This window comes from Streptomyces sp. NPDC005483 (assembly GCF_040606035.1).
Taxonomy (GTDB): Bacteria; Actinomycetota; Actinomycetes; order Streptomycetales; family Streptomycetaceae; genus Streptomyces.
The window spans coordinates 339,764-365,007 of the sequence record NZ_JBEXEA010000003.1; the positions used below are offsets into that span (position 1 = coordinate 339,764).

Annotated in this window: 23 protein-coding genes and 3 pseudogenes; 10 read left to right on the plus strand and 16 right to left on the minus strand. The window is 71.8% G+C overall.

Features of this window, described 5'->3' with window-relative positions:
* The first annotated feature begins 209 nt into the window (after positions 1 to 209).
* A complete protein-coding gene (locus ABZT06_RS07640; protein WP_355736334.1) occupies positions 210 to 641 on the plus strand; it encodes a MarR family winged helix-turn-helix transcriptional regulator in 432 nt (143 codons plus the stop codon).
* Here the strand turns inward: ABZT06_RS07640 and ABZT06_RS07645 are convergent.
* Entirely contained in the window at positions 638 to 1,348 is a 711-nt protein-coding gene (locus tag ABZT06_RS07645) for a GNAT family N-acetyltransferase (RefSeq protein WP_355736337.1), read from the minus strand. The genes ABZT06_RS07640 and ABZT06_RS07645 overlap by 4 nt on opposite strands.
* The gene (locus ABZT06_RS07650) at positions 1,345 to 2,262 is read right to left on the minus strand and encodes an NADP-dependent oxidoreductase (protein ID WP_355736340.1); all 918 of its coding nucleotides are present in this window, start codon (positions 2,260 to 2,262) and stop codon (positions 1,345 to 1,347) included. The genes ABZT06_RS07645 and ABZT06_RS07650 overlap by 4 nt, the downstream gene beginning before the upstream one ends.
* 169 nt (positions 2,263 to 2,431) lie before the next feature.
* Here ABZT06_RS07650 and ABZT06_RS07655 point away from each other — a divergent pair, with 169 nt between their 5' ends.
* The 5 genes from ABZT06_RS07655 to ABZT06_RS07675 all read left to right on the plus strand — a co-directional run bounded on the left by ABZT06_RS07655 (position 2,432) and on the right by ABZT06_RS07675 (position 7,005).
* Entirely contained in the window at positions 2,432 to 3,037 is a 606-nt protein-coding gene (locus ABZT06_RS07655; RefSeq protein ID WP_355736342.1) for a sulfite oxidase-like oxidoreductase, read from the plus strand.
* Positions 3,030 to 3,800, plus strand: coding sequence for a ferredoxin reductase (locus tag ABZT06_RS07660; RefSeq protein ID WP_355736344.1), 771 nt, complete (start codon positions 3,030 to 3,032; stop codon positions 3,798 to 3,800). The genes ABZT06_RS07655 and ABZT06_RS07660 overlap by 8 nt, the downstream gene beginning before the upstream one ends.
* A gap of 117 nt (positions 3,801 to 3,917) precedes the next feature.
* Positions 3,918 to 4,502, plus strand: a complete 585-nt coding sequence (locus tag ABZT06_RS07665; protein ID WP_355736346.1) for a DUF3592 domain-containing protein — start codon at positions 3,918 to 3,920, stop codon at positions 4,500 to 4,502.
* Positions 4,503 to 4,757: 255 nt separating this feature from the next.
* Positions 4,758 to 5,726, plus strand: coding sequence for an acetylxylan esterase (locus ABZT06_RS07670; RefSeq protein ID WP_355736349.1), 969 nt, complete (start codon positions 4,758 to 4,760; stop codon positions 5,724 to 5,726).
* A 112-nt stretch (positions 5,727 to 5,838) separates the two neighbouring features.
* A complete protein-coding gene (locus ABZT06_RS07675; protein ID WP_355736352.1) occupies positions 5,839 to 7,005 on the plus strand; it encodes a serine hydrolase domain-containing protein in 1,167 nt (388 codons plus the stop codon).
* A 45-nt stretch (positions 7,006 to 7,050) separates the two neighbouring features.
* Here ABZT06_RS07675 and ABZT06_RS07680 read toward each other — a convergent pair whose 3' ends face one another.
* Together ABZT06_RS07680 and ABZT06_RS07685 are read right to left on the minus strand one after the other, a co-directional pair.
* Positions 7,051 to 7,779 (minus strand): class I SAM-dependent methyltransferase, encoded by a 729-nt coding sequence (locus ABZT06_RS07680; RefSeq protein ID WP_355736354.1) that lies wholly within the window; start codon positions 7,777 to 7,779, stop codon positions 7,051 to 7,053.
* Between the two features lie 5 nt (positions 7,780 to 7,784).
* A complete protein-coding gene (locus tag ABZT06_RS07685; protein WP_355736357.1) occupies positions 7,785 to 8,348 on the minus strand; it encodes a PadR family transcriptional regulator in 564 nt (187 codons plus the stop codon).
* 68 nt (positions 8,349 to 8,416) lie between these two features.
* Here ABZT06_RS07685 and ABZT06_RS07690 point away from each other — a divergent pair, with 68 nt between their 5' ends.
* Positions 8,417 to 8,821, plus strand: coding sequence for a nuclear transport factor 2 family protein (locus ABZT06_RS07690; RefSeq protein WP_355736361.1), 405 nt, complete (start codon positions 8,417 to 8,419; stop codon positions 8,819 to 8,821).
* A 199-nt stretch (positions 8,822 to 9,020) separates the two neighbouring features.
* Here ABZT06_RS07690 and ABZT06_RS07695 read toward each other — a convergent pair whose 3' ends face one another.
* Genes ABZT06_RS07695 through ABZT06_RS07705 form a run of 3 tightly spaced genes read right to left on the minus strand, consistent with a single transcriptional unit; the run spans position 9,021 to position 11,250 of the window.
* Positions 9,021 to 10,253, minus strand: coding sequence for an RNA polymerase sigma factor (locus ABZT06_RS07695; RefSeq protein WP_355736364.1), 1,233 nt, complete (start codon positions 10,251 to 10,253; stop codon positions 9,021 to 9,023).
* On the minus strand, positions 10,250 to 10,591 hold the full coding sequence (locus ABZT06_RS07700) for a YciI family protein (protein ID WP_355736367.1): 342 nt from the start codon (positions 10,589 to 10,591) through the stop codon (positions 10,250 to 10,252). Before ABZT06_RS07700 ends, ABZT06_RS07695 begins: the two co-directional genes overlap by 4 nt.
* Positions 10,588 to 11,250, minus strand: coding sequence for a YciI family protein (locus tag ABZT06_RS07705; protein ID WP_355736369.1), 663 nt, complete (start codon positions 11,248 to 11,250; stop codon positions 10,588 to 10,590). Before ABZT06_RS07705 ends, ABZT06_RS07700 begins: the two co-directional genes overlap by 4 nt.
* 303 nt (positions 11,251 to 11,553) lie before the next feature.
* On the opposite strand from ABZT06_RS07705, the gene ABZT06_RS07710 reads away from it, so the two are divergent.
* Positions 11,554 to 12,381, plus strand: coding sequence for a class I SAM-dependent methyltransferase (locus ABZT06_RS07710; RefSeq protein WP_355736372.1), 828 nt, complete (start codon positions 11,554 to 11,556; stop codon positions 12,379 to 12,381).
* A gap of 200 nt (positions 12,382 to 12,581) precedes the next feature.
* Positions 12,582 to 13,779: pseudogene (gene rho / locus ABZT06_RS07715) on the plus strand (transcription termination factor Rho).
* Here the strand turns inward: rho and ABZT06_RS07720 are convergent.
* Both ABZT06_RS07720 and ABZT06_RS07725 read right to left on the minus strand, forming a co-directional pair.
* Entirely contained in the window at positions 13,755 to 14,741 is a 987-nt protein-coding gene (locus ABZT06_RS07720) for a sugar kinase (protein ID WP_355736375.1), read from the minus strand. The pseudogene rho and the gene ABZT06_RS07720 sit on opposite strands and share 25 nt — an antisense overlap.
* Positions 14,738 to 15,223, minus strand: a pseudogene (locus ABZT06_RS07725) (amino acid ABC transporter ATP-binding protein); the annotation flags it as partial. The pseudogene ABZT06_RS07725 and the gene ABZT06_RS07720, both read right to left, overlap by 4 nt.
* A gap of 114 nt (positions 15,224 to 15,337) precedes the next feature.
* On the opposite strand from ABZT06_RS07725, the pseudogene ABZT06_RS07730 reads away from it, so the two are divergent.
* Positions 15,338 to 16,150: pseudogene (locus tag ABZT06_RS07730) on the plus strand (serine hydrolase); the annotation flags it as partial.
* An 83-nt stretch (positions 16,151 to 16,233) separates the two neighbouring features.
* On the opposite strand, the gene ABZT06_RS07735 reads toward ABZT06_RS07730, so the two are convergent.
* The 7 genes from ABZT06_RS07735 to ABZT06_RS07765 all read right to left on the minus strand — a co-directional run bounded on the left by ABZT06_RS07735 (position 16,234) and on the right by ABZT06_RS07765 (position 24,884).
* Complete coding sequence (locus ABZT06_RS07735) at positions 16,234 to 17,616, minus strand: glycosyltransferase 87 family protein (RefSeq protein WP_355736378.1); 1,383 nt, start codon at positions 17,614 to 17,616, stop codon at positions 16,234 to 16,236.
* Complete coding sequence (mptB, locus tag ABZT06_RS07740) at positions 17,613 to 19,016, minus strand: polyprenol phosphomannose-dependent alpha 1,6 mannosyltransferase MptB (protein WP_355736380.1); 1,404 nt, start codon at positions 19,014 to 19,016, stop codon at positions 17,613 to 17,615. Before mptB ends, ABZT06_RS07735 begins: the two co-directional genes overlap by 4 nt.
* A 97-nt stretch (positions 19,017 to 19,113) precedes the next feature.
* Complete coding sequence (locus ABZT06_RS07745) at positions 19,114 to 20,043, minus strand: glutaminase (RefSeq protein WP_355736383.1); 930 nt, start codon at positions 20,041 to 20,043, stop codon at positions 19,114 to 19,116.
* Between the two features lie 55 nt (positions 20,044 to 20,098).
* Positions 20,099 to 21,511: an aspartate ammonia-lyase gene (gene aspA / locus ABZT06_RS07750; RefSeq protein ID WP_355736386.1), complete on the minus strand. Its 1,413-nt coding sequence runs from the start codon at positions 21,509 to 21,511 to the stop codon at positions 20,099 to 20,101.
* Positions 21,512 to 21,646: 135 nt separating this feature from the next.
* Positions 21,647 to 22,663 (minus strand): asparaginase, encoded by a 1,017-nt coding sequence (locus ABZT06_RS07755; RefSeq protein WP_355736389.1) that lies wholly within the window; start codon positions 22,661 to 22,663, stop codon positions 21,647 to 21,649.
* Positions 22,664 to 22,695: 32 nt separating this feature from the next.
* Positions 22,696 to 24,150, minus strand: coding sequence for an amino acid permease (locus ABZT06_RS07760; RefSeq protein WP_355736392.1), 1,455 nt, complete (start codon positions 24,148 to 24,150; stop codon positions 22,696 to 22,698).
* The gene (locus ABZT06_RS07765) at positions 24,147 to 24,884 is read right to left on the minus strand and encodes a FadR/GntR family transcriptional regulator (protein WP_355736395.1); all 738 of its coding nucleotides are present in this window, start codon (positions 24,882 to 24,884) and stop codon (positions 24,147 to 24,149) included. Before ABZT06_RS07765 ends, ABZT06_RS07760 begins: the two co-directional genes overlap by 4 nt.
* Between the last annotated feature and the right edge of the window lie 360 nt (positions 24,885 to 25,244).

The window sequence follows — 25,244 nt, forward strand, 5'->3', positions numbered from 1 at the left end:
GAGAGCCGAAGGGCGCTCCCGCGGTCACCTGGGCCTACAGGCGGTGATCCGCGCCGGTTCGAGGAGAGAGCACCCGATCTGACACAGCGTTGATGGGTCTCACCTCCTCGGTACCTCACGGCTGGGACCGCCCTCAGCCGGAGGCTCACCCTACCCCAGCGCATCCTGAGTTGTACTCTGCAACCAGTACTGCGAGGGAGGACAGACAGGTGGAAACAGCCACAGCCGTGGAGACGATCCAGCGCGAGATGACGGTCTTCGCGCGCCGGGCCCGGGCCTCGGCGGGCCGCCTGCATCCCGAGCTGTCGCTCGTGTCGTACACGCTCCTCGGGCATCTGGAGGAGCGCGACGGCTGCCGCGCGACCGACCTGGCCGCCCACTACGCCCTGGACAAGTCCACGGTGAGCCGCCAGGTCGCCGCTCTGGAGCGGGCCGGTCTGATCGAGCGGCGCCAGGACCCGGAGGACCACCGTGTCCAGGTGCTGCATCTGACCGGGGCCGGCCGGCACATCCTGGGCCAGGTCACCGTGAGCCGCCGCGCGGCCGTGAGCGAGCGGCTCGCGGAGTGGTCGCAGGAGGACCTGGAGCGGTTCGCCGGGTACCTCGTGCGCTACAACGCCTGGTCGGCTGACGGTCCCTAGGCGACCGCCTCCGGCAACCGCTCGGGTACCCGGGCGGCGAGGAAGGCGGTGGTGCGCCGTAGCCGGAAGCCGAGGGACTCGTAGAGCCGGATGGCCTGGGTGTTTCCGGCGCCGGTGTGCAGGAACGGCGTCTCACCGCGCTCCCGTATGCCGTGGGCGACGGCGAGGACCAGCCGGGTCGCCAGGCCCTGCCCGCGGACGGCGGGGTCGGTGCAGACCGCGCTGATCTCGGTCCAGCCCGGCGGATGCAGCCGCTCGCCCGCTATCGCGACGAGGGCGCCGTCCCTGCGTATGCCCAGGTAGGTGCCCATCTCGATGGTGCGGGGCAAAAAGGGTCCTGGGCGAGTGCGGGCGATCAGGTCGAGGATCTCGGGTACGTCGGCGGGGCCGAGGCGGACCGCCTCCGGGTCGGGGGCGGCGACGAGACCGTCGTCCACGAACTGCACGCCCTCGACGTGGAAGGTGATCTCCCAGCCCTCGGGCACCTGGCCGGCGTAACCCGGCAGCGGCACCTCCACGCCGGCACCCGCGAGCGCGGCGAGGTCGGCCCAGTCGCCGGCGTCGGGCTCGTCGGGCAGGGCCAGCCACGGTGAGACGTCGACGGGGTAGCGCAGGACCCGGCCGCGTTTCTCGGCGAAGTGGGCGTGCGGGCCGGTCAGGGAGGCGAGGGCGGGGTTGTCGAGGACGTGTGGTGTCTCGATGCTCATCGGGCGACCTCGATGACCGTCTTGCCGCGGGCGTGGCCTTCCTCGACCGTGCGCAGCGCGTCGCCCGCCCTGTCGAGGGGAAACGTTTCGGTGATGTGCGGGTCCAGGTCACCGTCGAGCACGAGACGGGCGACCTCCTCCAGTACGGCCGCGTTGCGGGCCCGCGTCACACGCGCGCCGCCCAGCCGCCGCGCCTCCTCCTCCGGGGCGCCGGCGGTAATCAGCTTCGTCCGGTCGGTGAGCAGCTCGGCGGCCTCGGCCAGCACCTGACCACCCACCAGGTCGTAGACGCCGTCCGGCGCGGCCGCCCGGGCCCGCTCCGCCCAGCCGGGACCGGAGGGGATGTGGACGGCGCCGAGCGACTCGACGAAGTCCTTCTTGCTCTCGCTCGCGACGCCGACCACGCGAAGACCGAAGGCGCGGGCGATCTGGACGGCCGCCGCGCCGACTCCCCCGCCCGCGCCGGTCACCAGCAGCGAGGCGCCCGAGGGCAGATCGAGCTGGCGGACCCCGTCGTACGCGGTCGCGGCGGCGACGGGCAGGGTGGCCGCCACCGGGTGGGACAGCTCCGCGGGCTTGTGCGCGGCGATGGCGGCCGGCACCAGGGTGTACTCGGTGTAGCCCCCGGCCTCCGCGGTGCCGAAGACCTCGTCCCCGACGGCGAAGCCCTCGACGCCGTCGCCGACCTCCTCGACGACACCGGAGACCTCGTTGCCGAACACGACGGGGAAGACCTGTTCGCCGTTCTCGCCGGGGCGCCGGAAGCCGGTGCGCTGCTTCCAGTCCACGGGGTTCACGCCCGCCGCGTGGACGGCCAGCAGAAGCCGGCCCGGCCCGGGACTCGGTCGGTCCACGTCCGTGAACGCCTCGGTCTCCGGTCCGCCATATCGCGTGAAGACGTACGCCTTGGGCATCTGCTTCCTCACTCTCCTCGCACTGTCACCGGGACACCGGCCCGGCACTCCAGCGGCAAGGAGCGGCATGCGGCGGCTATTCCCGGTGCGGCCCAGTGTTCGTACGGCTGCAACAATCGGGGCACTGACCTGGGACGGAGCACGCGGGACGACAGCGTACGGTGGATGCATGAACGTCACCCGAGGCTTCACCGGACGCCCCCGCGTCCTCAACTCCGGGCTGCCACCCGGCCAGTACGACGCGGGCGACGACTGGCCCGTCCTCTCCGCGGAGGTCACGCCGGACCTGGCGCCGGCCGACTGGACGTTCCGGGTGGACGGACTGGTCGAACAACCGCGCACCTGGGACTGGGACGAGGCGCACACGCTGCCCGCGTCGGCCTACGAGGGTGACATCCACTGTGTGACGAGCTGGTCGAAGTTCGGGGTGCGGTTCGCGGGTGTCTCGCTGGACGCGTTCCTGGCTGTGGTGCGGCCACATGGGTCCGCCACCCATGCCGTCGCCTATTCGCACACCGGGTACACCACCAACCTGCCGCTCGCGGACCTGACCGGTGGGCGGGCCTGGATCGCCTGGGAGTACGACGGCAAGCCGCTGCCCGCCGAACACGGCGGTCCGGCGCGGCTGCTGGTGCCGCACCTGTACTTCTGGAAGAGCGCCAAGTGGGTCGCGGGGCTGACGCTGCTGGATCACGACGAGCCGGGTTTCTGGGAGCGGAACGGCTACCACGCGCGGGGCAACCCCTGGGAGGAACAGAGGTACTCCGTTGACTGAGGCGCTCTCCTCCCCCGCCTTCGCTCCTGCCACGCGGTTCGCGGTGCCGGGGCGTATCGCCGTCAGCAATCGCGTCGCCGCCGTGTGGCAGACCGCCACGCTCACCGAGGTCCGCCGCGAGACCCCGTACGTGTCCACGTTCCGCTTCGCGGTGCCCGCCTGGCCGGGGCATCTGCCCGGCCAGCATCTGATGCTGCGGCTGACCGCCGAGGACGGCTACACGGCCCAGCGCCACTACTCGATCGCGTCGCCGCCGGAGGACTCCGGGCACATCGAGCTGACCTTGGACCATGTCGACGGCGGTGAGGTCTCGGGCTGGTTCCACACGGTGGCCGCACCCGGTGACGAGGTCGAGGTGCGGGGGCCGCTGAGCGGTTTCTTCGCCTGGCCCGGCGACCGGCCCGCGCTGCTGATCGGGGCCGGCTCCGGGGTCGTACCGCTGATGTCGATGGTCCGCCACCACCGGGCGCGCGCCCTGTCCGTGCCGCTGCGGCTGCTGGTGTCGGCGCGCAGCCCCGAGGAGCTCATCTACGCGCGGGAGCTGGGCGCCGAGACGACCCCCGTGTTCACGCGGAGCGCCCCGGACGGGGTGCCCGTGGGACGTATGTCGGCCGCACATGTGGCGCCGCTCCTGGCCGAGCAGCCCGAGGGCGGGTGGGAGGCCTATGTGTGCGGTTCCAACGGGTTCGCCGAGCATGCCTCACGGCTGTTGGTGGAGGCCGGTCAGCCGGTGGAGCGTATCCGGATCGAACGCTTCGGCTGACGGTGATGCGCCGGCGCCCTGAGTACGTATGTGCGCCCTGCCACACGTGCACGACGCGGAGGGAGGGGTACTACATCTGTGTGACCACTCGCTGGGGTGCGTGGTGCGGAGGTCGACATGCGAACCCGGGTGCGCGGCTGGCGCTGGCGGCGCAATCCGCTCAGGCGCCGGTCGGACGTCGTCGAGGCGTGGACGGTGCTGGCCGTCGCCGTGCTGATGTTGCTGGGTGCCCCGCTGGTCGGCGCGGTCGTGGGCTGGTGGGCGCATGACGACGCCCGTACGGTGGCGGCCGAGCAGCGCGCCGACCGCCACCGGGTCCGGGCGGAGGTCGTCGGCAGGATGCCGGACTCGCTGCCCACGGTCCAGGGCGGCCGGGAGCACTCCTACCGGGTGACCGTACGGTGGACGGAGGCCGGGGGAACCACGAAGACCGCCACGGCCCGGGTTCCGGCGGGTACCGACCAGGGCGAGAAGGTCGACGTGTGGTTCGACTCCCGGGGCCGGAGCGTGGCCCCACCGCCGGACGAGACCGCGATCTGGCAGCACACCCTGGTGATGGGCGCCTGCGGCGCGGGCGCCACGATCGCCGTGATCCTCCTCGGCCACTCACTCGTCCGCGGAGCGGCGGGCCGCCACCGGCTCGCGGAGTGGGAACGGGACTGGGCGCTCACCGAACCGCAGTGGACCCGCCGCCGAGCCTGAGCACGTCGGATTCCGGGAAACGCCGCCCGCGGCGACGACAGCGGTGGCCCGACCATTCGCGACGGACAGTCGGCCGCCGGCGATCTCCCGCTCGCCGCCCACGACGAGCGGCCCAGCGTTCTTGACCAGCGGATCCACGAGCGCCGAGAGAGGTTGGCAGCCGGTCCGCCGGTGTGGCAAAGGCCTGGCGATTCGTCCGACCACACACGTACGGTGTGATCATCCGGCACTGTCCCTTCGCGAAGGCGGTCCTACATGGCCCTGTTCGACCTCCCCATCGACGAGTTGCGCGAGTACCGCAGCGAGTCCACCGAGCCCGAGGACTTCGACGCGTTCTGGTCCAAGACCCTTCAGGAGGCCCGCGAGCACGATCTGGACGCCCGCTTCGAGCTCGTCGACACGGGTCTGTCCACGGTGAAGGTGTACGACGTGACCTTCGCCGGGTTCGGCGGCCACCCGGTCAAGGGCTGGTTCACGATCCCCGCCGAGGTCTCCGCTCCGATACCGGTGGTCGTGGAGTTCATCGGGTACGGCGGTGGCCGTGGCCTGCCACATGAGCACCTGCTGTGGGCGTCCACCGGCCGGGCGCACTTCGTGATGGACACCCGCGGTCAGGGCAGCGCCTGGGGCGGCGGCGGTGGCACCGCCGACCCGGTGGCCGGCGCGCCCGCGTACCCCGGGTTCATGACCCGGGGCATCGACGCCCCCGAGAACTACTACTACCGCAGGGTGTTCACCGACGGCGTGCGCGCGGTGGAGGCGGCCCGTGCGCACCCACTGACCGACCCGGCGCGCACGGTCGTCCTCGGCGGCAGCCAGGGCGGGGGCATCTCGATCGCGGTCGGCGGGCTGGTGCCGGACCTGGCGGCGGTCGCTCCGGACGTGCCGTTCCTGTGCGACTTCCCGCGCGCGGCGACCGTGACGGATCGTCACCCGTACCGGGAGATCGGCCTCTACCTCAAGACGCACCGCGGTCGCTTCGAGGACGTCCTCGGCACGCTCGCCTACTTCGACGGCGTGCACTTCGCGAGCCGCGGCCGCACCCCGGCGCTCTTCTCGGCGGCCCTGGAGGACCAGACCTGCCCGCCCTCCACCGTCTTCGCCGCCTTCAACGCCTGGGGCCACGACGACAAGGCGATCGAGGTCTACGACTTCAACGACCACGAGGGCGGCGGCCCGTACCAGCAGGCGGCGAAGCTGCGCTGGCTGCGCTCGTACGCCTGAGTCCCGCCGAAGTCCTCGCCGGGAGCCTTCCCTCCAGCCCGACCAGTCGGTATGTTCACGGGACCCGGATCGCAGTGTCGCGGTCCGGGCTTCCGGCGATCACGGAGGGCCCATGTCCGAGTACCGGCCAGCTGTCCACGGCCACTGCGACGAGCGCTTCGCGGCCGTGCGCACGGCGTTCGAGGAGAACTTCCGGGACCGTGCCGAGCTGGGCGCCGCGGTGAGCGTCACCGTCGGCGGCGAGACGGTCGTGGACCTGTGGGGCGGGTGGGCCGACGCGGCGCGCACCCGCCCCTGGGAGCGCGACACGCTGGTCAACGTGTGGTCCACGACGAAGGGCCCGACGGCCCTGTGCGCCCACATACTCGCCGACCGGGGCCTGCTCGACTTCGACGCGCCGGTGGCCGCCTACTGGCCGGAGTTCGCCGCGGCGGGCAAGGAGAAGGTGCTCGTACGGCACCTGCTGTCGCACCGGGCCGGGCTGTCCGGGTTGCGTGAGCCCCACTCCCTCGCCGAGCTCTTCGACTGGGACCTGACGACCCAGCGGCTCGCGGCGACGGAGCCCTGGTGGGAGCCGGGCACGGTGTCCGGGTACCACGCGTTCACGTACGGTTTCCTGGTCGGGGAGGTCGTCCGGCGGGTCTCGGGGCTGCTGCCGGGCGCCTTCCTGGAGCGGGAGGTGACCGGGCCGCTCGGCATCGACTTCACGATCGGACTGCCGGAGAAAGAGGCCGGGCGCGCTGCCGAACTGGTGCATCCACCGGCGGTGTCGACCAGCGAACAGGCCGCGATCTTCGCCCAGTTGGCGCCCGCGGCGATCGCCGCCCTGACCAATCCCGTGGCGGGCGCCGCAGAGGCGAACACGGCCGAGTGGCGGGCCGCCGAGATCCCCGCCGCGAACGGCCACGGCACCGCCCGGGCCGTCACCGCGCTCTACGGGATCTTCGCGGGCCGCGGTTCCCACGACGGCCACCGCGTCCTGTCCCCCGAGGCCGCCGAGCGGGTCCGCGAGAGCCAGGGCAGGTGCCGTGACCTGGTGCTCGGCGCAGGGCTCGACAGCGAGACGGAGCTCGGGCTCGGCCTGTGGCTCAGTGGGCCGAACGGATCGTACGGGCCCAATCCACGGGCCTTCGGACACGACGGCTTCGGTGGGTCGTGCGGTCTGGCCGATCCCGAGGCGGGCATCGCGCTGGGCTATGTGATGAACCGGATGGGTCCACACATCGCCGACGATCCGCGGAAGATGGCACTGATCGACGCCTTGTACAGCACTCTGTGACCACGGGCTCCAGGATGAGGGTGACCACCGCCCCGGCCGCCAGGTCTACGCCGGGCGCCTGGCCACGACCATCCTGACCCGCGGACTGCCGTCCCTGCGCAGCCCGAACTCGGGCAGAGCGTGCAGCTCCACCCGGAGGCCGGCCCACTCGAGTTCCCGCCGCACGTCCCCTAGCCGGAAGGCCCGGTAGTACATGACGAACGGCGGTCGCCAGAGGGCGTTGCGCACCCGCATCACGGCGTCGAAGCCGAGGAGCATCCAGTAGACGGGAGACGACGGACGGGGTGGGGCCACGATCGGGAAGGCGAAGCAGCCACCCGGTCGCAGCACCTCGCGGGCCTGGGCGAACAGGCCGGGCAGCTCGCGTGGCAGGAAGTGGCCGAAGGCCCCGAAGCTCACGACCAGGTCGAAGGAGGCGGGGGCGAACGGCAGGGCACGCGCGTCACCGCGTACCCATGACACGCGCGGCCCCCTGGACCGTGTCCGCTCCCGGGCCACGTCGAGCATTCCGGCACTGAAGTCGACCCCGGTCACGCTCTCACGGCAGACCCGTGTCAGCACCCGGGCCCCGGCGCCGGTGCCGCAGCACAGGTCGAGCCCGGCGTCGAAGGGGCCCATCCGGCGGAGCGCGGACGCGACGGCATCCAGCACCGAGTCGGGCGTACGGAAGGGCGTGTGGTCGAACTTGGGGGCGAGCAGGTCGTAGCCGCGCTCGACGGACGACAGCGCCTGGACGGCGAGTTCGCGGAGGCTGGGGCCTTCTGGGCTGAACATCCGCGTCAGCTTAGGGGAGCGCGGCGTTGCAGAACGGCCAGAACGCGCTCGCACCAGCGGACGGTGTCCGTTTCGAGGGTGATTCCGCCCATGAGCGTGAGGTAGGGGCCGATCCGGTCGGCCTCCGCGAGGTACTGCTCCTCGGTGCGGCCGTCGAGGAAGTTCTCCCGCACCCGCTCGTAGCGGGCGAGTTTCCCGCGCGCCCACGACATGCGCTCCTCGACCAGCGCCCGGGTGGCCTCGGGGCCGGCGGTGTCCATGGCCTGGATCTTGATCAGGAACTCGTCGCGGAGGGCGGCCGGCCTGTGGGGCGGTTCGGCGGCGAACGCGCTCAGCTCGCGCCGGCCGGTCTCGGTGAGGGTGAACAGCCGCTTGTTGGGCCTGCGTTCCTGCTGCACCACCCGCGCCTCGATCAGCCCGTCCCGCGCCAGTCGCTCCAGCTCGCGGTAGAGCTGCTGAGGTGTCGCGGGCCAGAAGTTCGCCAGCGAGACGTCGAAGACCTTGGACAGTTCGTAGCCCGAGGCCTCGCCCTCCAGCAGGGCGGCCAGGACGGCGTACTTGAGCGACATATGGACACGCTAACAGCAGGTGATTAATCTACTCCACACCTACTCAACAAATTGACTATGGAGTCTCGATGCGAGCGTTCCGAGAAGCGGTGGAAGCGGGTGACCTCGGCGCTGTGGAGGCGTTGCTGGCCGAGGACGTGGTCTTCACGAGTCCGGTGGTGTTCAAGCCGTACGAGGGCAGGGCCATCACGGCCGCGATCCTCGGCACGGTCGTCAAGGTCTTCGAGGACTTCCGCTATGTGAGCGAGCTGAGCAGCGAGGACGGCCGCGACCACGCGTTGGTGTTCGCGACCCGGGTCGGCGAACGGGCGCTGGACGGCTGTGACTTCATCCATCTCGACGAGCACGGCCTGATCGACCGGCTGATGGTGATGGTCCGTCCGCTGTCGGCCGCGCAGGCCCTCGCGGCGGCCATGGGGGCGCGGTTCGAGGAGGTCGCGAGGGAGGCGGAGGCGAGGGCCGCGTCCGCCTGAGGGTCCCATCGGCCCGCGGCCCGGGTCAGCCTCCCAAGCGGAGGCCGGCCGGCCACACGTCCGGCGCTGACGCGGTGCGGGGCTCGCGCAGCAGTGTGGCGAGGACGCGGCGGAGTCGGCTGGTGGGGCGGGTGAGTCGGTACGCGGTCATCGCAGCCTCCGGTGTGGTGGGGGTTGTCTTCACCCCACCGACGAACGGCTACTGGGCGGATCGACACTCCGCGAGCCGCTTTTCGAGGAAGTGCCGCTCGGCGTCGTTCTCCACCAGTTCCAGCGCCCGCTCGTACGCCCGCGCCGCGTCGGTCGTACGGCCGCTGCGGCGCAGCAGGTCCGCGCGGGTGGCCGGGAGGAGGTGGTAGCCGCTCAGCTCGCCCTCCCGCTCCAGTTCCGCGACCAGTGCCAGCCCCGCGTCGGGCCCCTCGGCCATGCCGACGGCGACCGCCCGGTTGAGGCGGACCACTGGCGAAGGCACGACGCGCACCAACTCGCCGTAGAGAGCGGCGATGTCGGCCCAGTCGGTGTCCTCGGCACGGGCAGCGGTGGTGTGGCAGGCGGCGACGGCGGCCTGGATCTGGTACGGCCCGGGACGGCCGCGCCGCAGTGCCGTCTCCAGCAGGGCGGCGCCCTCCGCCACCTCCGCGTGGTCCCACGCCGTCCGGTCCTGGTCCTCCAGCGTCACCAGTTCACCGTCCGCGTCCACCCGGGTCTCGCGGCGGGCGTCGTGCAGGAGCAGCAGCGCGAGCAGGCCGAGGGCCTCGGGCTCGTCGGGCATGAGCCGGGCCAGCACACGGGCCAGCCGGATCGCCTCCACGCACAGGTTCCGGCGTACGAGATCGGCGCCCGAGGTGGCCGCGTAGCCCTCGTTGAACAGCAGGTAGATCACGCCGAGCACACCCGTCGTGCGCTCGGGCAGGAGGTGGGCGGGCGGTACCCGGTAGGGGATGCCGGCGTTGCGGATCTTCTTCTTGGCGCGCACCAGGCGCTGCGCCATGGTCGCCTCGGGGACGAGGAAGGCGCGGGCGATCTCGGGTGTGGTCAGTCCGGCGAGGGTGCGCAGGGTCAGGGCGACGCGGGCCTCGATGTGCAGTGCCGGGTGGCAGCAGGTGAAGATCAGGCGCAGCCGGTCGTCCTGGACACCGCTCTCGTCGTACGGCTCCTCGGGTGCCGTGAGCATCGCCGCCTCCCGTATTTTCCGTGCCCCGACCGCCTCCCGGCGCAGGACGTCCATGGCCCGGTGGCGGGCGGTCGTGGTCAGCCAGGCGCCGGGCCGGCGCGGGACGCCGTCGCGCCGCCACCGGTCGAGGGCCTGGGCGAAGGCGTCCTGCGCGCACTCCTCGGCGAGGTCCCAGTCGCCGGTCACCCGGATCAGGGTGGCGACGACCTGGCCCCACTCCTCCCGGAAGGCGGCGGCGACGGCCTCTTCCGCGGTCACTCCCACACGGGCCGCACTTCCACCGAGCCGCCCGCGAGCGCCGCCGGATGCCGGGACGCGAGGGAGATCGCCTCGTCGAGATCGGCTACCTCGATGATGTCGATGCCGGCGATGTACTCCTTGGACTCGATGAACGGGCCGTCGGTGAGCAGCACCTCGTCGCCCCGGACGCGCACGGTCGTGGCGTCGGAGGCGGGGCGCAGGCGGGCTCCGCCCTTGACGACGTCGCGGCTGCGGACCTCGTCGATGTAGGAGGTGAAGCGGGGGTCCTCGGCGAGCTCGGCGGGGCTGAGCTCCTCGCCGTCGGCGGGGGTGCAGATCAGCAGGACGTACTTCATGACGTGGCCTCCGTGACGTGCTCGTGGACGATCAGCCAGCGGGGGCCGACGTCGCGGTATCCGGTGGTGACGCGCAGCAGCTTGCCGCCGGTACGGATGAGGGCGTGGCCGAAGGCGATGCTCTCATCGACGTGGACCCGGAACTCCAGGACCTCGCGGGTGATCGGCGCGGTCTCCGCGAAGAACTTGCGGAGCGCCTCGCCGCCCTGGTGCAGCCGACCGTTCTCCACGACCTGCGCGTCCTGCGCGTAGCAGGCGAGCGTCCGGTCGGCGTCGCCCGTACGCGCCGCCTCCGCCAGTTCGGCGTCGAGCCGGCGGATCCGCCCCTCGGCGTCCTCGTCCTCCCAGAACGGCCGTACCTCCATGGCGCCGATCGTCGCCACGGGGTGCTTCGCGGCCGCCTCGACCGCCTCCTCCAGGCTGTCGCACTCCAGGATGTCGAAGCCGGCGACGTACTCCTTGGTCTCCGCGAACGGGCCGTCGGTACGCAGCACTTCACCCCCGCGCACCCGCACGGTGACCGCGTCGGCGGGCAGGGCGAGCCGGTGCCCGTGCAGCCGTACGCCACGGTCGCCGAGCTCCTCGACCCAGGGTTCGACGGGTGCCATGCCCGAGGCGTCGTTGGTGTCGTCGCCGCAGACGAGCAGCATGTACTTCATGGTTCCTCCCGGTCCTCATGAGCTTCCTACACCCACCCGACGAACGGGACCGGACCGAATCGACACCGGCACGCGAAAAATGCCAGGGCGAATGGCCGGCCCTCATTTCCGCTGTGCGGCAGCCCTCGCGCTGTAGCTGCCGGCGACGAGGACGGCGAGCTCGTCGGCCGGCGCGGAGGCGAGACCCATCGCGACCGTGCTGATCACGGCCGGCCCGAGGCCGGACCGGCCGTGTCGAGCGGTACGGCGTCGACGGTGACCGGGGTCGCCGAGGAGACCACGCGGATGCGGTTGGATGACCTCATGACGTCCGACGAGCACGCGCGGCTGATGCGGGTCAACCAGGAGAACTGGGACGCCCGCACCCCCGTCCACCTCGCCAGCCGGTTCTACGGCCTCGACCAGGACCTCGATCCGGAGCGCTGGTTCGCCGCCTTCGAGTGGGAGGACCTCGGCGAGCTGACCGGCCGTGATGTGCTCCACCTCCAGTGCCATCTCGGCACCGAGACGGTTGCCCTCGCCCGCCGTGGGGCCCGGGCCGTGGGCCTCGACTTCTCCGAGGCATCCGTCGCGGCCGCCCAGGGGATCGCGGCGCGGGCGGGCGTGGACGTCGAGTACGTGCGGGCGAACGTGTACGACGCCGTCGAGGCGCTGGGAGGGCGGCAGTTCGACATCGTGTACACCGGGAAGGGCGCGCTCTGCTATCTCCCCGACCTGGAGCGGTGGGCGGACACGATCGCCCGACTCCTGCGGGCCGGTGGACTGTTGTACGTCGTCGAGTTCCATCCGCTGCTCAACTCGCTGGGCCCGAAGCCCGCTCCGGACGAGGGGCCCGAACTGCTCCTCAGGCACGACTACCTGGGCGGCGACGGCCCCGTCCACCGGGACGCGACACACACGTACACCGATGGTCCCGCCGTCGCGGGCGCCACGGAGAGCTTCGAGTGGATGCACGGAATAGGTGAGGTCGTCAACGCGTTGACCGGGGCAGGACTGTGTGTCCGGCGACTGCGCGAGAGCGATGAGCTGCCCTGGCCGCGCTGGCCGCGGATGACCCGCACGGCGTCCGGCTGGTGGCGGCTTCCCGAGCCGCGGATCCCGCTTCTCTACGGACTCCTCGCCACGCGCTGAACCTCCGTGGTACCGTCCTGCTAGCACTTGTGTACGCCCGTTCGAGGGCGCCGGTGCCAGTTCTCTCTCAGATCGCCGGTCCGTGTACCGGCTTCTCAGCCCCACCTCAGCCCAGCGGTTCTGCCGTACCCGAGGTGTTGCTTCCCGCCACCCGAAGGCGCTGTCCGCCTTCCCCGCGTGGCTTCTCCCCTTCCCTGCGCATGTCCTGTGCACCTGACGTCCGTGAAAGGACCGACCATCATGACCACCACACTCGAAACCACCACTCTCGAAACCCCTCCCGTACAGCAGCAGCCCCCGGTCCGCGCCGTCACCGGCGTCCTCGACATCGACGCCGCCGGGAAGGGTCACCTGCGCGCCGCGAGCCTGCTGCCCTCACCTTCCGACCTCCAGGTCTCCCCCGCGCTGATCCGCAGGTTCGGCCTGCGCAAGGGGGACGTCGTCGACGGCGTACGCGGCACGCAGCGCGCCCTCACCGAGGTCGCCCGGGTCAACGGCCACGGCCCCGGCCCCGGCAAGAACCGTCGCGCCTTCCACGACCTCACGCCGCTGCATCCGCGCGAGCGGATCCGGCTCGAACACCCGGCGTCCGGCCTGACCGGGCGGGTCGCCGATCTGATCGCGCCCGTCGGCAAGGGCCAGCGCGGGCTGATCGTGGCCCCGCCCAAGACCGGCAAGACCGTGCTGCTCCAGCAGATCGCGGCCGCCGTCGCCGGCAACCACCCCGAGTGCCGCCTGATGGTGGTACTGCTCGACGAACGCCCCGAGGAGGTCACCGACATGCGGCGCTCCGTGCGCGGTGAGGTGTACGCCTCGACGTTCGACCGCACGCCCAGGCAGCACATCGCGCTCGCCGAGCTGGTGATCGAGCGGGCCAAGCGGCTCGTCGAGGCCGGCGAGGACGTCGTGATCCTGCTCGACTCCCTGACCCGGCTGTGCCGGGCCCACAACAACGCGGCCCCCGCAAACGGCCGCACCCTCAGCGGCGGCGTCGACGCGACCGCGCTGATCGGGCCGAAGAAGTTCTTCGGCGCCGCCCGGCTCGCCGAGGAGGGCGGCTCGCTCACCATCCTCGCCACGGCCCTGGTGGAGACCGGCTCCCGCGCCGACGACTTCTACTTCGAGGAGCTCAAGAGCACCGGCAACATGGAACTCCGCCTGGACCGCGAACTCGCCTCCCGCCGCGTCTTCCCGGCCGTCGCCGTCAACCCCTCGGGCACGCGTCGCGAGGAACTCCTGCTGCCTCCGGCGGAGTTGACCGCCGTACGAGGACTGCGGCGGGTCCTGCAGAACGGCGACGGCCAGGGCAACCTGGAGACGCTTCTCCAGCGGATGCGCGAGACCCCGGACAACGCCGCGTTCCTGCGGCGTATTCAGCCGACGCTGCCCGCGGGCTGACCGAGGCGCAGGACCGACCACTCCTCGTCGAGGGCCAGCAGCTGGTCGAGTTCGGCCCGGTCGGGCGCGGTGGGGACGTCGCCGCCGGTGGCCAGGGCCGCGGCGGCCATCAGATGGCCCAGCCGCAGAGCGACCGCCACCTCTCTGCCTTCGAGGTGGGCGGCGAGATATCCGGCCGCGAAGGCGTCGCCCGCGCCCACCCGTTCGACGACCCGGGAGTCCGGTGCGGCCACGAACACCTCCCCGCCGTCGGCGGTGTACGCCGTGGCGCCGTGCTCCGCGTCCTTGACGACGATGACGGCGGCGGGTGCGAGCAGGTCCCGGATCTCCTCCGGCTTGGCGGTGCCCCAGAGGGTCTCCGCCTCGTCCCGTCCGACGAAGACGATGTCGGCGCGGCGGGCCGGCTCCAGCAGAGCGGGCGCCGGGTCTCGATGTCTCCACAGGGCGGGCCGGTGGTTGACGTCGAAGGAGACAGTCGCCCCCGGGACGGCCCTGCGCACGACGACCTCCTCGACCAGCTCCGCGCAGCTGTCCGAAAGGGCCGGCGTGATGCCGCTGAGGTGCAGCAGCCGGGCATGGCACGCCTTCGCGAGACCGGGGCCCATACGGGTGGCCGCGGAGCCCCTGCGGTAGTAGTACGTACCGGTGCCCGCCGGGCCGGTGTCCTTGAAGTACACGCCGGTCGGCCGGTCCGGGTCCGTCTCGACACCGCTGACGTCGACCCCACGGCCCCGAAGCTCCGCGAGGACGCGTCGGCCGAGCGGATCGTCGCCGATACGGCTCAGCCAGGCCACGCGGTGTCCGAGGGCGGCGAGCCCGCAGGCCACGTTGGACTCGGCGCCGCCCACCTCCAGGCGCAGGACGCGCTGGAGTTCCAGGGGTGCCTGGTCGGGCGGAACGAGGACGGCCATGGTCTCGCCGAGGCAGACGACTTCGGGCGCGGCGTTGTCGCGACTTCTCACGTGTCGAGCACCCGGTGCAGGAACTGCTGGGTCCGCGCTTCGGTGGGGCTGCCGAACACCTGCTCCGGCGTGCCCTGTTCGAGGACGACCCCGCCGTCCATGAACACGACCCGGTCGGCGGTGTCCCGTGCGAACCGCATCTCGTGCGTGACGACGACCATCGCCATGCCCTCTTCGGCGAGCGAGCGCATGACGCCGGTGACCTCACCGACGGGTTCGGGGTCGAGAGCGGAGGTCGGCTCGTCGAAGAACATGATCGCCGGGCCCATGGCGAGCGCACGGGCGATGGCGACCCGCTGCTGCTGGCCGCCGGAGAGCTGCGCGGGGTAGGAGTCGGCCTTGTCGGCCAGCCCCACCCTCGCCAGCACGGCCCGCCCGCGTTCCTCGGCCTGCGCCCTGCCCAGCCTGCGCACCTTCGTCAGCGCGAGGGTGACGTTGCCCAGCGCGGTCTTGTGGGGGAAGAGGTTGAACTGCTGGATGACACGTCGGCGGCGTGCGGCATCCGGGTGCTCGCGCGGTCCCCTCGGCCCGGGCAGCGTGATGTGGAGCGGGTCCGTTCCTAGCTTTGCGGTATGACAATCGGATTTCCCTCTCGGATGGCCGTCTCGGTCTGCGCCCTGTGCACGACGGGCCTCCTGGTGTGCGCTTCCGCGACAGCGGCCGCCCACCCGGGCTCCGACCCCGGCGCACCCGGTGGACCGCCCCCCTCGGTCGCGTCGCCCACCCTGCTGTACCGGTCCGGCGTCCAGGTCCGGCCGCACCCCGGCGTGCCCCCGGTCCCGGACGTGTCCGCGCTGTCGTGGGTGGTCGCCGACGCCCACAGCGGGGAGGTCCTCGCGGCCCACGACGCCCACCGCCCGCTGCCGCCGGCCAGCACGCTCAAGACCCTGTTCGCCCTGACCGTCCTGCCGGTGCTGCCCGGCGGCCTCAGGCACACGGTCGGCGAGCAGGAACTCGCGGGCATCGGGCCCGGCAGCAGTCTCGTCGGGGTCGCCGAGGGAGAGACCTACCAGGTGGCCGACCTGTGGCGCGGGGTCTTCCTCAACTCCGGGAACGACGCCGTGCACGTCCTGGCCGGGCTCAGCGGCGGCTGGCGTACGACGGCCACCCGGATGCAGGCCAAGGCGCGCGCGCTGGGCGCCCAGGACACCCACGTCCGCTCCCCCGACGGCTACGACACCCCGGGCCAGGTCTCCTCGGCGTACGACCTCGCGGTCTTCGGCCGGGCGGGCCTGCGCAACGCGGACTTCGCGCGGTACTGCGGCACGGCCGAGGCCGAGTTCCCCGGCCGGGGCGGAGGGTGGTACGGGATCCGGAACACCAACCGACTGCTGACCGGCGCCGACGGGGTGGAGCCCTACGCCGGGCTGATCGGCGTCAAGAACGGCTACACGAGCCATGCGGGCAACACGCTCGTCGCCGCCGCCCGCCGGGGCGACCGGACCCTTGTCGTGACGGTGATGAACCCTCAGTCGGGCGGTGGCTTCGCGGTCTACGAGGAGGCGCGCGAACTGCTCGACTGGGGGTTCGGCGCGGCCGGGCGGGTGGATCCGGTGGGATCTCTGGACGCGTTGCGGCCGAGGCCACCGCTGCCGGGCCCGCAGGCCGCGCCGGTCGCGGCGCCGGTCGCCGAGCCGGTCGCCGCGCCGGTCTCCCGGGAGGACGACAGGCCCGGCTGGCTGGAGACCTGGGCCATCCTGGGCGCCGCCGGACTCGGTGCGGGCTCGGTGGCGCTGGCGCTGCGGGCCCGGTTCGGGCGCGCGGCGCGCGGTTGACCGGCCGGAAGCCACAGCAGCAGGCCGAGGGTGATCCAGGTGTAGATGTTGCTGCCGAGGAAACCGTCGATCCCCGACGCGTCGTCGAACCACAGCCACACCACGCTGGTGCACAGCACGGCGTACAGCGCACCCGCGATCCGCGGGTGCCCCGTACGCACGAGAACGGCGAAGGACGGCAGCAGCCACACCAGGTGGTGCACCCAGGTGATCGGGCTCACCAGGCAGGCGGTCAGCCCGGTCAGCGCGAACGCGGCCACCCAGTCCCCCGCCGCCGCGGCCCGCCGGGCCCGTACCACCCACACGCCCAGGGTCAGCAGCACGGCCACCGCCCAGACCGCGCGGTCCTGTTCACCGAGCCGGGCCAGGACGCCCTGCAACGACTGGTTGGAGACGTAGTCCAGGCGGCCCACCCTGGTCGTGTCCCACATCGCGTCGGTCCAGTAGAAACGCGAGGCGTCCGGAGCCACCACGGCCGCGAACCCCGTCGCCGCCACGGCCACCACCGTGGCGACCGCCGCGGCCCGCCCGCGCCGGGCGACCAGGAGCAGGCCGATGAAGAGGGCCGGCGTGAGTTTCACCGCGGCGGCCAGCCCGATTCCGGCACCGGCCCAGCGCTCCCGGCCGGTGGCGAGCAGCCACGCGTCGACGAGGACGAGCGCCAGCAGCAGGAGGTTGACCTGGCCGAAGCTGAAGGTGTCACGCAGCGGTTCGAACAGCGCGAGCGCGCAGGCGCCCAGGGCGCAGCCGTACCAGCCGTACCGCCGCCAGGCCCGGCCGGTGAGCAGGCGCACGACCACGGCCAGCGCCGCCAGGTTGAGCAGCAGGCCCACCACGATCGCGGCGCGCAGGTCGAGCAGGGCCATCGGGAACATGGCGACGGCCGCGAACGGCGGATAGGTGAAGCCGTACGGCGTCCCCGGCACCCGGTAGTCGTAGAGCCGCCCGCCGTGGTGGGCCCAGCTGTCGACGGCTCCGTGGTAGACGCGCAGGTCGAACCAGTCGCGCAGGAGCGGCACCGTCGCCGTGAAGACCGTGACGGCGGTGACGGCGGCCAGGACGAGCAGCAGCCGGCCGCGGTCCGTGGCCGGCACCCTCATGCCGTGTGTCCCGTCGCCGGGGCCTGGGCCGTCTGGTGGGCCTGGACCAGTACGACCAGGGCGAGCACGCCCCCGGAGACGGCGAGGACGAGCTGCCCGGCGTCGGCCGGGCCGCCGCTCGGGAGGGTGGCGAGGGCGAGCACCCCTGTCACGGCGGCCACCCGGTGCCGTACCGAGGCGCTGGGCGCCGCGGCCGCTATGAGGAACAGGCCCCACAGGGCGTACCAGGGCCGGATCGCCGGGCCGAGGGCGGCGACGGTGGCCAGGCTCAGGCCGAGGGCGTAGACCGGTCGGGGGCGCAGGCGCACCCATATGTGGCCGATGACGGCGACGGCGGTCACGATGCCGAGGGCGTGCCAGACCGGGACGGCCAGCGGGGCCAGGTCGCTGCCCAACCGTTTCAGCAGGTTTCCGGTGGCACGGCCGAGAAGACTGGTGAGGGCCCAGTTCCCGGACGACACAGGGGTGTTGAGGGCGCCTATCCAGCCGTAGCCGGTGCCCGTGACGGCTGTCGCGGCGACGGTGGTGGCGGCCGACGGGACGACGGCCGACAGCACGGCTTTCACCGGGCGGTCGCCGGCCCGGATGCGCAGCACGACGATCGCGGCGAGTCCGAGGACGGCGGGAGCCTTGACCAGGGCGGCGAGTGTCACGAGTACGGCGCCCAGGATCGGCCACCGGCCAAGTGCGGCGACCAGGCCGAGGCCGAGCAGTCCGAGCATGACGGCGTCGTTGTGGGCGCCCGCGACCAGGTGGAGCAGCACGAGCGGGTTGAGGGCGCCGAGCCAGAGCGCGGCGGCCGGGTCGGCGCCGCTGTGGCGGGCCAGGCGGGGCAGGGCGGCCGCCATGAGGGCCACACCGAGCAGGGCGACGAGCCGCATCCCGAGCAGACCGGCCGGGAGTTCACCGTGGGACGCCTTGGCGAGTGCGGAGGCCACGCCGAGGAAGACGGGGCCGTAGGGGGCGCCCGTGTCGCGCCACATGGGGGCGACCTCGTCCGCGAGGGGGCCGCCGAGCAGGGCGGGGCCGTGGGTGTAGACGTCCATGTGGGCGTCGGCCATGGCGCCTTGGGCGAGGTAGCTGTAGACGTCCCGGCTGAACAGGGGCGGGGCGAGCAGCAGCGGGGCCGACCAGACGGCGAGCACGGCCATGAGCTCGCGTGTGCTGGGCCGCTGCTCGGGGCTGCGCACCAGGCGGCCGAGGAGGAGCCAGGCCGCGATCAGCAGGACGACACCGAAGTAGGCGCCGACCAGGCCCAGTGCGGCCTGGGGCGAGGCCGGGGCGAGGAGTTCGCGGACCGGGAGGGCTCCCGCGGTCTCACCACCCGCGGCGAGGAAGGCGGTGCCGACCAGACCGAGGATCTGGCAGCGGCGGAGATCGACGGGAACGTTGGCCAACACGTCAGCAGCGTGTCAGTTGTGGGTGGCTGGAAGGCGACGAGGTGGCGACCGGGGTGTGACCGGTGCGTAGTCGGGTGCGGGATGCCCTCACGCCGCCTCAGAACACGGAGAGACCCGTCAGCGTCGTGAACCTGTCCAGGGCCGCCACCCCCGCCACCGAGTTGCCCCGCTCGTCCAGGCCCGGGCTCCAGACGCACAGCGTGCAGCGGCCCGGCACCACGGCGATGATCCCGCCGCCCACCCCGCTCTTGCCGGGCAGGCCCACCCGGTAGGCGAAGTCACCCGCCGCGTCGTACGTGCCGCAGGTCAGCATGATCGCGTTGACCTGTTTGGCCTGGCTGAGGGTGAGCAGGCGGCTGTCGTCGGCGCGGATGCCGTGGCGGGCCAGGAAGCCGGTGGCGAGTGCCAGGTCGGCGCAGGACGCCCTGATCGAGCACTGGCGGAAGTACTGGTCGAGCAGGACCGGGATGTCGTTGTCGATGTTGCCGTAGGCGGCCATGAAGTGGGCCAGTGCGGCGTTGCGGTCGCCGTGGGCGGACTCGGAGGCGGCCACCTCCTCGTCGAAGTCCAGGGCCTGGTTGCCGCTCTCCTCGCGCAGGAACGACAGCAGCTCGCCGGCCGCGTCTCCGGTACGGCTGTGGAGGCGGTCGGTGACGACGAGGGCGCCCGCGTTGATGAACGGGTTGCGCGGGATGCCGTTCTCGTACTCCAGCTGGACCAGGGAGTTGAAGGGGTTGCCGGAGGGCTCGCGGCCCACGTGCTCCCAGAGTTCGTCGCCCTCGCGGGCGAGGTCGAGCGCGAGGGTGAAGACCTTGGTGATGGACTGGGTCGAGAACGGCTCGCGCCAGTCGCCGACGCCGTACACCGTGCCGTCCAGCTCCGCGACGGCCATGCCGAAGCTGCGCGGGTCGCAGGCGGCGAGCGCCGGGATGTAGTCGGCGGCGCGGCCGCGGCCCGGGCTGCGGCCGATCTCCTCGGCGATGCGCTCCAGGACCGGCTGGAAGGTGAACGACGACGTCGTTGTCATGATCACTATTGTGCCTCCGGGTCGGTCCTGGTGCGTCTCTCCACAGGTGGGGCCGTCAGGCGAGGGGTGAGCCGCTGCCTGCCAGGACCTCCGGGCGCAACAGTTCGGCGAGGGTATCGGCGGGCAACAGGCCCTTCTCCAGGACGAGTTCGGCCACTCCCCGGCCGGTGGCGAGGGCTTCCTTGGCGATGTCGGTGGCGGCCGTGTAGCCGATGTGCGGGTTGAGGGCGGTCACCAGGCCGATGGAGTTCTCGACGGTTCGGCGCAGCGTCTCGGTGTTGGCGGTGATGCCGTCCACGCAGCGCTCGGCGAGGGTGAGGCAGGCGGCGCGCAGATGGGTGATCGACTCCGAGAGGGAGTGCAGGATGATCGGCTCGAAGGCGTTGAGCTGGAGCTGTCCGGCCTCCGCGGCCATCGTGATGGCGACGTCGTTGCCGATCACCTCGAACGCGACCTGGTTGACGACCTCGGGGATCACCGGGTTGACCTTGCCGGGCATGATCGACGAACCGGCCTGCACGGGCGGCAGGTTGATCTCACCGAGGCCGGCCCGCGGACCGGACGAGAGCAGGCGCAGGTCGTTGCAGCTCTTGCTGAGCTTCACGGCGACCCGCTTGAGCACGCCGGACATCTGGACGAACGCGCCACAGTCCTGGGTCGCCTCGACCAGGTTGGCGGCGGTGACCAGCGGCAGTCCGGTGATCTCGGCGAGGTGCCGACGGGCCGACTCGGCGTATCCGGCGGGAGCATTGAGTCCTGTCCCGATGGCCGTGGCCCCCAGGTTGATCTCATGGATCAACTCGACAGCCTCGTCAAGACGGCTGCGATCCTCGTCCATCATGACGGCATAGGCCGAGAACTCTTGACCGAGCGTCATGGGCACCGCGTCCTGCAACTGTGTACGGCCCATCTTGAGCACATCGCGGAACTCGACGGCCTTCCGGGCGAAAGAGTCCTGCAGTACAGCCATCGCCTCGAGCAGTCCACGTACCGCGAAGACCGTCGCCACCTTGACGGCGGTCGGGTAGACGTCGTTGGTCGACTGCCCCAGGTTGACGTCCTCGTTGGGGTGCAGGAACGAGTACTGCCCCCTGTCGTGCCCGAGCAGCTCCAACGCCCGGTTGGCGACGACCTCGTTGGCGTTCATGTTGGTGGAGGTGCCGGCACCGCCCTGGATCACGTCGACCACGAACTGGTCGTGCAGCTTGCCGTCCCGGATCTCCCGGCACGCCTCGACGATCGCGGCGGCCTTCCTCGGCTCCAGCAGCCCCAGCTCCTCGTTGGCGAGCGCGGCGGCCTCCTTGACCGCGGCCAGGGCGTCGATCAGGTGAGGGTAGGCGGAGATCGGGGTGCCGGTGATGGGGAAGTTCTCCGTGGCCCGCAGGGTGTGGACACCCCAGTAGGCATCGGCGGGAACATCCCGATCGCCCAGCAGATCGTGCTCACGGCGGCTGACGACGGCGGTCATCGAGTGTCCTTCTTCCGAAAGGGGCTCAGGTAAGTGCTTTTAGGGGCGCGGGGTTGTGACATCAGCGGCTCCGCCGCGGGGCGCGACGAGCCACGACGGACCCGCACCCGCGGACCGTCATGGCCGACCGGGCTCTCAGGCGCAGGCCGACACGGAAACCGGCTCCAGCGAACGAACGGGCCGCACCCGCCCGACCTCGAGGCCGCCTCCGAGAAGCGCCTCCCCCTGGAACTCGGTGAGCAGATCCGGCGAGACCCCGGCCCACGCGAGCGCCGCCGCAGCGACCGGCACCCGCGCTCGATTCGCCCCGTCGGCGATCTTCACGGCGACGGCCCGCCCGTCAGGAAGCGCGGCGACCTGGACGCCCTCGAAGCCGTCCTTGGCGAGCAGCCCCGGGACCGCCTTCATCAGCGCGGCCACATCACGCCCCGCCCCGGACGCCATCTCGGCGTGGTCCCGCATCGCGTCGGCGACCCGGGCCTCGGGCGTCCCGGGGGCCGCCGAGGTGATGCGAGCGGCGGCCCGGGCAAGCCCGTGCAGCGAGACGGAGAACAGCGGCGCACCGCATCCGTCGACGGTCACCTGGGCGATCCGCTGCCCCGTGAGGTCCTCGACGATCTCGGCGATCGCCTGTTGCAGCGGATGCGACGGGTCCAGATACCCCTCAAGAGGCCAGTCGTTCAGCACGCACGTGTACAGCATCGCCGCGTGCTTGCCGGAGCAGTTCTGGGCGAGCCGCGAGGGCGCACGCCCCTCCCGGATCCACGTGTCCCGCACGGCCGGGTCGAACGGCATGTCGGGAACGTTGCGCAAGGCGTCCTCGGAGACCCCGGCCAGCTCCAGGATCCGCCGGGTTCCGTCGAGATGCCGCTCTTCGCCGGAGTGGCTGGCCGCCGCGAGGGAGAGCAGCTCGCCGTCGAGCGGCAGCCCGGCCCGGACCATGGCGACGGCCTGGACCGGCTTGATCGCGGAGCGCGGATAGAACGCGGCCTCGATGTCGCCGAGCTGGAACCCGACCTGTCCGTCGGCGCCGAGGACGACGACGGAACCGTAGTGGATGCCCTCCACGACCCCGCCGCGTATCAGGTGGGCGACGGGTGCGTGGAGGGGCTCGCGGATCAGGGGTGCGCCCGCGACGGAACTGCTGTACATCACTTCCTGCTTCGGGAGGAGCGTCACGCGGGTCACGCGTCGGCGCTGGTGGATGAGGTCTCGCCCGACATGCGGGCGATACGGCCCCGGACGGCGAACCATCCGGCGACCAGGGCACCGACGATCAGCGGGAGGCACAGCACGGTGGTGCGGCCGGCGCCGCCGTCGGCGTACATGAGGACCAGGACGGAGGCGAGGAAGGCCAGCGTCACCAGTTCGGTCCAGGGTGATCCCGGCAGTCGGTAGCCGGGGCGGGTGAGGTCGCCCTTCTCGGTCTTCTGCCAGAACAGCAGGTGACAGACCATGATCATGCCCCAGGTGGCGAGGATGCCGATGGCCGCGAAGTTCAGCACGATCTCGAACGCGTCGGCGGGGACGACGTAGTTGAGGCCGACGCCGAGGACGCAGACGCCGCTGGTGAGCAGGATGCCGCCGTAGGGGACCTGGCTGCGGCTCATCACGCCGGTGAACTTCGGCGCTGAGCCGGACATGGCCATGGAGCGCAGGATGCGGCCGGTGGAGTACAGGCCGGAGTTGAGCGAGGACATGGCCGCGGTGAGGACGACGAGGTTCATGACGCCGCCCGCCGCCGGGATGCCGATGTGGGACAGGACGGTCACGAAGGGGCTCTCGCCGCCCGTGTACTTGTTCCAGGGCAGCAGCATCGAGAGCAGGAGGACCGAGCCGACGTAGAAGACGCCGACACGCCACATGATCGAGTTGATCGCCTTGGGCATGATCTTCTCGGGGTTCTCGGTCTCGCCCGCGGCGACGCCGACCAGTTCGACCGAGGCGTAGGCGAAGACGACGCCCTGGATGATCAGCAGCATGGGCAGCAGGCCGTGGGGGAAGACGCCGCCGTTGCCGGTGATCAGGGACGGGCCGGGGTGGTGGCCGTCGATCGGGTGCTGGGTGGCCAGCAGGAAGATGCCGATCAGCATGAACGCCACGAGCGCGCCCACCTTGATAATGGCGAACCAGAACTCCAGCTCGCCGAACATCCGCACCGAGATGAGGTTGACGGTCAGGACGACCGCGAGCGCGACGAGGGCGATCACCCACTGCGGGATGTCGGAGAACATGCCCCAGTAGTGGGTGTAGAGGGCGACGGCGGTGATGTCGGCGATTCCGGTGGTGGCCCAGTTCAGGAAGTACATCCAGCCGGCGACGTAGGCGCCCTTCTCGCCGAGGAACTCCCGGGCGTACGACACGAAGGCGCCGGAGGAGGGCCGGTACAGGACGAGTTCGCCGAGGGCACGGACGACGAGGAAGGCGAAGACGCCGCAGACCGCGTAGGCGATGAACAGGGAGGGGCCGGCGTCGGCGAGGCGGCCGCCGGCGCCGAGGAAGAGGCCGGTGCCGATCGCGCCGCCGATGGCGATCATGTTCACGTGCCGTGACTTGAGGGACTTGCTGTAGCCCTCGTCTCCGGCGTCGACATGGCCGGAACGTTTCTGCACGCCGTCGTGCAGGGACTGCTCGCTCACGCCTGGGGTTCGCCTTCCGTGGGGAGGTCCGAGGCCGTGCGGGGGGAACGCACGATGTCGGTGAGGGTGGTCTCGACGCGGTCGAGGTGGTGGGACATGGCCTCCACCGCGTCGTGTTCGGAACCGTCGATCAGCGCCTCGACGATCGCGCGGTGCTCGCGGTTGGACTGCTCCCGGCGGCCGCCCAGTTCGTTGAGGAAGGCCGACTGACGCGCCAGTGCGTCCCGGATCTCCTCGATGACCCGGCGGAAGACCGGGTTCTGGGCGGCCTCGGCCACGGCGAGGTGGAAGAGGGTGTCCATGGCGACCCACGCCGTGGTGTCGGTCTCGCGTTCCATCCGGTCCAGGAGGTGGGCGAGGTGGTCGAGGTTCTCCGGGGTGCGGCGTTGTGCCGCGTACCCCGCGACCGGGATCTCGACATGGCGGCGGACTTCCAGCAGGTCGCTGGCCGCGTAGTCGCCGAAGGTGGGGTCCTCCACCGCGTCGGCCACCACGAAGGTGCCCTTGCCGGTCTTCGAGACGGTCAGCCCCATGGTCTGCAGGGCCCTGAGGGCCTCGCGCAGGACGGGCCGGCTGATCTCCAGAGTGCGGCAGAGCTCCGCCTCGGAGGGGAGCTTGTCGCCGATGGCGTACTCCCCGCGCTCGATGGCGCCACGCAGATGCGCCAGCACCGCCTCCATGGCGCTGATACGGCGCGGCGGCTGACTGGCTGTCCGGCTGTCTGACAGGTTCACGGGAGTGATACTCCGGGCGGCGGGAGGGTGCTGTCAAGGGGGTGAGAGCGTGGGGTGCGTACAGGGGCTGCGGCAGCGAGAGCCGTCTCGCACCGACGTGCTGGTCAGCGGGGTCACGCCTCCACGTCGGTCGATGGGATCACACCGCCACGGCCGTCAGCCGCGGGACACCTCCATGCGTGCGCAGGGGCACGCGCCACTGCGCACGTCAACGTGCTCGCGCTGCCGTGGCGGCATACGGGTCGGGCCCCGTGGCGGGGGGCTACCGACACGCGCCGCCACAACCGACAACGGGCACGCACCGCGGCAGCGGCTACAGGTCAGACCCCCGTCGCCGCTACCGACACACGCCGCCACAAC

Excerpts from the sequence above, each read along its gene's own strand:
- ABZT06_RS07645 (WP_355736337.1), bottom strand. The coding sequence starts at position 1,348 with ATGAGCATCGAGACACCACACGTCCTCGACAACCCCGCCCTCGCCTCC.
- ABZT06_RS07650 (WP_355736340.1), bottom strand. The coding sequence starts at position 2,262 with ATGCCCAAGGCGTACGTCTTCACGCGATATGGCGGACCGGAGACCGAG.
- ABZT06_RS07655 (WP_355736342.1), top strand. The coding sequence starts at position 2,432 with ATGAACGTCACCCGAGGCTTCACCGGACGCCCCCGCGTCCTCAACTCC.
- ABZT06_RS07665 (WP_355736346.1), top strand. The coding sequence starts at position 3,918 with ATGCGAACCCGGGTGCGCGGCTGGCGCTGGCGGCGCAATCCGCTCAGG.
- ABZT06_RS07670 (WP_355736349.1), top strand. The coding sequence starts at position 4,758 with ATGGCCCTGTTCGACCTCCCCATCGACGAGTTGCGCGAGTACCGCAGC.
- ABZT06_RS07675 (WP_355736352.1), top strand. The coding sequence starts at position 5,839 with ATGTCCGAGTACCGGCCAGCTGTCCACGGCCACTGCGACGAGCGCTTC.
- ABZT06_RS07680 (WP_355736354.1), bottom strand. The coding sequence starts at position 7,779 with ATGTTCAGCCCAGAAGGCCCCAGCCTCCGCGAACTCGCCGTCCAGGCG.
- ABZT06_RS07685 (WP_355736357.1), bottom strand. The coding sequence starts at position 8,348 with ATGTCGCTCAAGTACGCCGTCCTGGCCGCCCTGCTGGAGGGCGAGGCC.
- ABZT06_RS07690 (WP_355736361.1), top strand. The coding sequence starts at position 8,417 with ATGCGAGCGTTCCGAGAAGCGGTGGAAGCGGGTGACCTCGGCGCTGTG.
- ABZT06_RS07700 (WP_355736367.1), bottom strand. The coding sequence starts at position 10,591 with ATGAAGTACGTCCTGCTGATCTGCACCCCCGCCGACGGCGAGGAGCTC.
- ABZT06_RS07705 (WP_355736369.1), bottom strand. The coding sequence starts at position 11,250 with ATGAAGTACATGCTGCTCGTCTGCGGCGACGACACCAACGACGCCTCG.
- ABZT06_RS07710 (WP_355736372.1), top strand. The coding sequence starts at position 11,554 with ATGACGTCCGACGAGCACGCGCGGCTGATGCGGGTCAACCAGGAGAAC.
- ABZT06_RS07735 (WP_355736378.1), bottom strand. The coding sequence starts at position 17,616 with ATGAGGGTGCCGGCCACGGACCGCGGCCGGCTGCTGCTCGTCCTGGCC.
- ABZT06_RS07745 (WP_355736383.1), bottom strand. The coding sequence starts at position 20,043 with ATGACAACGACGTCGTCGTTCACCTTCCAGCCGGTCCTGGAGCGCATC.
- aspA (WP_355736386.1), bottom strand. The coding sequence starts at position 21,511 with ATGACCGCCGTCGTCAGCCGCCGTGAGCACGATCTGCTGGGCGATCGG.
- ABZT06_RS07755 (WP_355736389.1), bottom strand. The coding sequence starts at position 22,663 with ATGTACAGCAGTTCCGTCGCGGGCGCACCCCTGATCCGCGAGCCCCTC.